Source organism: Streptomyces phaeochromogenes (genome assembly GCF_001418655.1).
Classification (GTDB): Bacteria; Actinomycetota; Actinomycetes; order Streptomycetales; family Streptomycetaceae; genus Streptomyces; species Streptomyces phaeochromogenes.
The window spans coordinates 1-5,230 of sequence record NZ_LIQZ01000568.1 but is presented as its reverse complement, the minus strand read 5'-3'; the positions used below and the strand labels follow the sequence as shown (position 1 = coordinate 5,230).

Genomic DNA, 5,230 nt, shown 5'->3' with positions numbered 1-5,230 from the left:
GTTGATGTCCTGCAACTCGGCCCGCTCGGACGCCCCGTCGAGCCGCGCCACCTCCAGCACGTCCTCGACGAGCGTGCGCATCGCCTGGGCCCGGTCCCTGACCAGCTCGGACGGCCGCCCGGGCGGCAGCAGTTCGGCCGCGGTGAGCAGCCCGGTCACCGGCGTGCGCAACTCGTGCGCGATGTCCGCGGTGACCCGCCGCTCGGCCTCGTACCGCTGCTTCAGCGCGTCCGCCATGGCGTCCACCGCGTGCGCGAGGTCGTCGGTCTCGTCCCGTACGACACCGCCGATGGCGTCGCGGACCCGCACATCGCTCTGCCGCTGCGCGACCAGGTTCGCGGCGCTCGCCGCCTTGCGGAGGCGGCCCGAGAGCTGGCCGCCGACCAGCACGCCGAGGGCACAGCCGCCGAAGATGACCGCGATCGACCCGATGAGCAGGGCCTGGTCGAGGTCCGCCATGACGTTGGCGCTGCGGTCCGTGAAACGGGTGTGCAGCGACAGGGTCCGGCCGTCCCGCATCGGCATGGCAGCCCAGATGTCGGGCACCCCGTCGTCGTTGTCCTGCACGAAGGTGGCCCGCCGCCCCGCCTTGACCTTGCGCAACAGCTCCTGAGGCAGGTCCGGATCGTCCACCCTGGTGCCCAGCCGGGCCGCCCCGCTGGAGGTGTCGTAGTACCGCGCGGCGATCTGCAGCCGCTCGTCCTGCACATCGCGGGCGTTGTCCAGCATGGTGACCCAGGCGGCGTTGTGCACGACGATGCTGAGCACCAGCGCGACCAGCGCGCTGACCAGCGCGATCGCCGCACTCAGCTTCCAGCGCAGCCCGATCCGCAGCCCTCTGGGCAGCACCGGGATCCTCATCCCCTGAGCTTGTAGCCGAAGCCGCGGACCGTCTCGATCCGGTCCTGGCCGACCTTCGTACGCAGCCGCTGCACATGGACGTCGACGACGCGGGTGTCGCCGCCCCAGCCGTAGTCCCACACCCGCTCCAGCAGCTTGTCGCGCGACAGGACCGTACCCGGCGCCGACGAGAACTCCAGGAGCAGCCGCATCTCGGTGGGCGTCAGCGCCACCGGCGTACCGCCCCTGCGCACCTCCATGCCCACGGTGTCGATCTCCAGTACGCCGTCACCGTCGCCGAAGGACAGCACGCCACCGGCGGGGACGGACGAGCCTCCCTCGGACTCGCCGGCGGACCGCGGCCCGCTCGCGTGCCCGAAGCGCCGCAGCACGGCACGGATCCGCGCGACCAGGACGGCCCCGTCGAAGGGCTTCGTCACATAGTCGTCGGCGCCCGCCTCAAGGCCCAGGACGACGTCGATCGAGTCGGCGCGGGCCGACAGCATGATCACGGGCACGGTCGACTCGTCCCGGATCCGACGGCACAGCGACACACCGTCGAGCCCCGGCACCATCACGTCGAGGAGCGCGATGTCGGGCCGGTCGGCGCGGAACGCCTCAAGACCCGACAGGCCGTCGGGCATCGCGGTCACCACGAAGCCGTCGCGCTCCAGCGCGAGTTGGGTGGCCTCGCGGATGACGTCGTCGTCCTCGACGAACAGGACGTGGGTCTGCTCTGCCATCCGGTGCTCTCAGTTTCTCGGTCGGTCGGGTCGGCTGCGGAGGTGGCCGGTCTAGTTCTCGGTCGGGACCGGCGTCTCGCCGCCCACCACCTTGCTGTAGTCGTTCGTCGTCCGGGCCCGCTCCGCGAAGCGGTTCGCCGTCCAGCGGTACGTGATGACCTCCTCGCCGGACGGATACTCCAGCGAATCGCCCTTCCCGTACACCTGCTGGGTGACCACCAGATCACCCCGGTCGATCTCCGCGTAGACCGGAGGCTCCTCGGCCCGGAAGACATTCTTGTACGCGTCACCGTCCTCGCGATACACGTACGAGCCGACGCCGACCGCGTCGCCGCAGGTCATCACGTTGACCAGGACGTCATCGGCGGTCCCGCCGGTGAGTTTTCCGTACGACACGTCGACCGGGTACTCGTCGCCGAAGCAGGGCTTCAGGTCGCGCTTGACCGCCGCGCTGACACCCGGATCGGCGCGGACGAGCCTGATCGCGTCCGCGCGTGCCTTGGTCGGCGAGGCGGAGGGGGTGCCTGCCTCCACGGCGCCCGCGGACACCGAGTCCGAGGCGGGGCCCTCGTCGCGGGCGCCGGTGCCGCCCGTGCCGCAGGCGGACACCAAAAGGCCGAGGGCGGCGAGCACGGCCACTGCCGCGATCACCGCCTTCAAGGGCCCGCCGGGCCGTGGAACCGTAGTGCCTACGCCGCGCAACGCTCCCGCTCCTCACGCTCCGGCACACCCGCGCCGAATCCGTCGTGTTCGTCGGACGCCCGGCGCTCCAGCTCCTCGCGGAGCCGGGCGAGCGCCCGGTGCAGTGTGCTCTTGACCGTGCCGGCCGACATGCCGAGGGCGGCGGCGGTCTCCTCCGTGGACATCTGCTCCCAGTGTCGCAGGACGACGACACTGCGTTGTTTCGGAGCGAGAACCTTCATGATGTCCATCAGGAGCGCGCGGTCGGCGTGCTGCTCGGTGGAGTCGTCCACGCTCGCGTCCGGCAGCTGCTCGGTGGGGACCTCCTCCAGCTTGCGGGCCCGCCACCACTCCGTACGTGTGTTGATCATGACGCGGCGCAGATAGGCGTCGGCGAGACGCTTGTCGGCGATGCCGTCCCAGCGGCCGTACGTGCGGACCAGCGCGGTCTGCAGGAGGTCCTGGGCGTCGACAGGGTCGGGGACCAGGCGGCGTGCGCTGCGCAGCAGCGCGTCCTGCCGGGTGCGTACGTACTCTTCGAACTCGAGCACCTCGCCATGCGCCATTCCAACCGCCTCCGTCCCCGTGTTCCGGCCTGTGTGCTGCCGGTTGTCCGTTGCCTGCCGTACCGCTGGTCCGCGGTACGGCAATGAAGTTACGGAGCGGTTGTCACGGGGCTGTCCGAACGAGCCTGCGGGAAGCGCTCGGCTGTCCGTCGGTTGTGTAACGGAAGTAGGGGATGGGTAAAGCGAGGTGACGACTGGGGCGGGTATGTGGTGTTTTGCCCACCTGGAGTTGTCAAGACGAACTGTCACTGACCCCGGTGGAACCTGTGAGTCAGCTCAGCGGGAGCCGGTACAGACCGCCCGCGAGGGGCTCGACGAGTCCGTCGGCGACCAGCCCGTCCAGGGCCCGGGCGCGCTGCACCGGCTCGTCCCACACCCGGTCCAGGACCGACTGCGGAACCGGCGAGACCGCCTCGCGCAGCACGGCGAGCAGCCGGCCGCGCACCTGCCGGTCCGTGCCCGCGTACGTCTGTCCGCGCCGCGGCGGCCCCTGGTGCGCGGGCTTGCCTCCGAGCCGCCATGCGCACTGGGCCGCGATCGGGCACCGCACACAACTCTCGTTCTTCGCCGTGCAGACGAGCGCGCCGAGCTCCATGGACGCGGCGGCCCACAGCGAGGCCGTGCGCTCGTCGTCGGGCAACAGGGCGCGGGCGAGCTTGCGTTCGGCGGCGGTCGTGGCGTTCGGCGGATATTGGACACCGGTGACGGCCCGCGCGAACACGCGCCGCACATTCGTGTCCAGCACGGCGTGCCGCTGCCCGTACGCGAAGGAGGCCACCGCGGCAGCCGTGTACTCACCGATGCCGGGCAGCGCGAGCAACTGGGCGTGCTCCGTGGGTACGTCGCCGCCGTGGCGCTCCGTTATGGCGACCGCCGCGCCGTGCAGCCGAAGCGCGCGGCGCGGGTAGCCGAGCCGGCCCCAGGCGCGGACGGCCTCGCCCGGCGCGTCCTCGGCGAGGTCGGCGGGGCGCGGCCAGCGGGCGAGCCACTGCTCGTACACCGGCAGCACCCGGCTCACCGGCGTCTGCTGCAGCATGAACTCGCTGACCATCACCCCCCACGGTCCCGCGTCGGCCCGCCGCCATGGCAGGTCGCGCGCGTTGTCCTCGAACCAGTCGATGACAGGGGCGTGCAGGTCGTCGCCGACGGTTTCTTCCGCGTCGGCCTGGGCGTGGGATGTGGGTTTCGTGGGCGCAGTCATGGCACCCCGATCCTCCCATGCGGGGGCGTCTCCGACGGTTTGGCTGGGGGTGCGCGTTGGGTTTTGGGTGCGGGTGGGTGGGGGCTGGGGTTGTGATGTGCGTGCGGGTTTGTGGGGGTTGAGCACGCAGTTCCTCGCGCCCCTGGGTAAGTGGGGCTGGGCGTTGGGATGTGTAGCGGGACGATGATCTGTAAAAGATGATGGTCTGAGCGGCGGGTGGGGACAGTGAAGTCCCGGATCTCTCGTACAGTTTGCGCCGTGGGATCTATGCGCAATCCGGTCGGGCCGCTTCCCTCCTCCATCTACTGGCGACGGAGGGCCGTTCTCGTGTCCGTGTTCGCGGTGTTGGCGCTGCTGGTCACGTGGGTGGTGACCTCAGGCGGCGGGGGCGGCGGCAAGAACGACGCCGACGGGTCCAACGACAAGAACCCCACCGCCTCGATCACACCGGGCCCCTCCGGCTCCGACCCCGCGATCAGCCAAGCCCCGGGCGGACGCGACGAGTCGGACGACGAAAGCGACGGCGGCTCCGGCGGCTCGGCGGGTTCCGGGGACTCGGACGGTTCGACCTCCGAGGGGTCCGGGGGCTCCAGCGGATCCGCCTCGGGCGGTGGCGGCGTGGACGACGGCGCGGGCGGCGGAGGCTCCGGCGACACGCTCCCGGCCGGCTCCAGCCTGCCCAACTGCACCGCCGGTGCGGTGAAGTTGACCTTGCGCAGCGTCAACAACTCGTACGCGCCCGGCGAGAAGCCCACCTTCGAACTGATCGCCAGAAACTCCTCCGGCAGCGACTGCAAGCTCGACCTCGGCCCCAAGAGCGCGGTCCTGACCATCACCCAGGCGGACAGCGACGACGAGATCTGGTCCTCGGCCGACTGCCCGACCGGCGCCGCCTCCATCCTCTTCCGCATCCCCGCCAACGACCGCGTAACCCACACCCTCCAGTGGAACCGCAAGTCCAGCGCCCCCGAGTGCGCCACCCCACCCGCCATCACGGCAACAGCGGGAACGTACCTGGTAGAGGCCAAGGCCCCAGGCTTCACAAAGACCCAGACATCATTCGTCCTGAAGAAGGACTAGCGCCCCCAAGGGCTGCGGGGGAACGCCGCAGTCTTCAGGGGCGCGAGGAACGGCGCAATCTTTTTGGGGGCGCGGGGAACTGCGCAGTCTTTGGGCGTGCGGGGACCGGCGCAGTCCTC

The 5,230-nt window shown here is 70.8% G+C and carries 6 protein-coding genes; 1 reads left to right on the top strand and 5 read right to left on the bottom strand.

Annotated elements, in window-relative coordinates; all coding sequences use genetic code 11:
- From AOK17_RS45930 to AOK17_RS45910, 5 genes are all read right to left on the bottom strand, one after another.
- Positions 1-861: sensor histidine kinase (locus AOK17_RS45930; RefSeq protein WP_169802012.1), on the bottom strand; the 861-nt coding region annotated here is incomplete at its 3' end.
- The gene (gene cseB / locus AOK17_RS45925) at positions 858-1,583 is read right to left on the bottom strand and encodes a two-component system response regulator CseB (RefSeq protein WP_055618597.1); all 726 of its coding nucleotides are present in this window, start codon (positions 1,581-1,583) and stop codon (positions 858-860) included. The genes cseB and AOK17_RS45930, both read right to left, overlap by 4 nt.
- 51 nt (positions 1,584-1,634) lie before the next feature.
- The gene (locus AOK17_RS45920) at positions 1,635-2,234 is read right to left on the bottom strand and encodes a hypothetical protein (RefSeq protein WP_245697824.1); all 600 of its coding nucleotides are present in this window, start codon (positions 2,232-2,234) and stop codon (positions 1,635-1,637) included.
- Positions 2,235-2,272: 38 nt separating this feature from the next.
- On the bottom strand, positions 2,273-2,830 hold the full coding sequence (locus tag AOK17_RS45915) for a SigE family RNA polymerase sigma factor (RefSeq protein ID WP_055618595.1): 558 nt from the start codon (positions 2,828-2,830) through the stop codon (positions 2,273-2,275).
- 271 nt (positions 2,831-3,101) lie between these two features.
- Positions 3,102-4,031, bottom strand: coding sequence for an HhH-GPD family protein (locus tag AOK17_RS45910; RefSeq protein ID WP_055618594.1), 930 nt, complete (start codon positions 4,029-4,031; stop codon positions 3,102-3,104).
- A gap of 258 nt (positions 4,032-4,289) precedes the next feature.
- Between AOK17_RS45910 and AOK17_RS45905 the strand changes: the two genes are divergently transcribed.
- A complete protein-coding gene (locus AOK17_RS45905) occupies positions 4,290-5,111 on the top strand; it encodes a hypothetical protein (protein WP_079053670.1) in 822 nt (273 codons plus the stop codon).
- Positions 5,112-5,230 lie beyond the last annotated feature (119 nt).

Excerpts from the sequence above, each read along its gene's own strand:
- cseB (WP_055618597.1), bottom strand. The coding sequence starts at position 1,583 with ATGGCAGAGCAGACCCACGTCCTGTTCGTCGAGGACGACGACGTCATC.
- AOK17_RS45915 (WP_055618595.1), bottom strand. The coding sequence starts at position 2,830 with ATGGCGCATGGCGAGGTGCTCGAGTTCGAAGAGTACGTACGCACCCGG.
- AOK17_RS45910 (WP_055618594.1), bottom strand. The coding sequence starts at position 4,031 with ATGACTGCGCCCACGAAACCCACATCCCACGCCCAGGCCGACGCGGAA.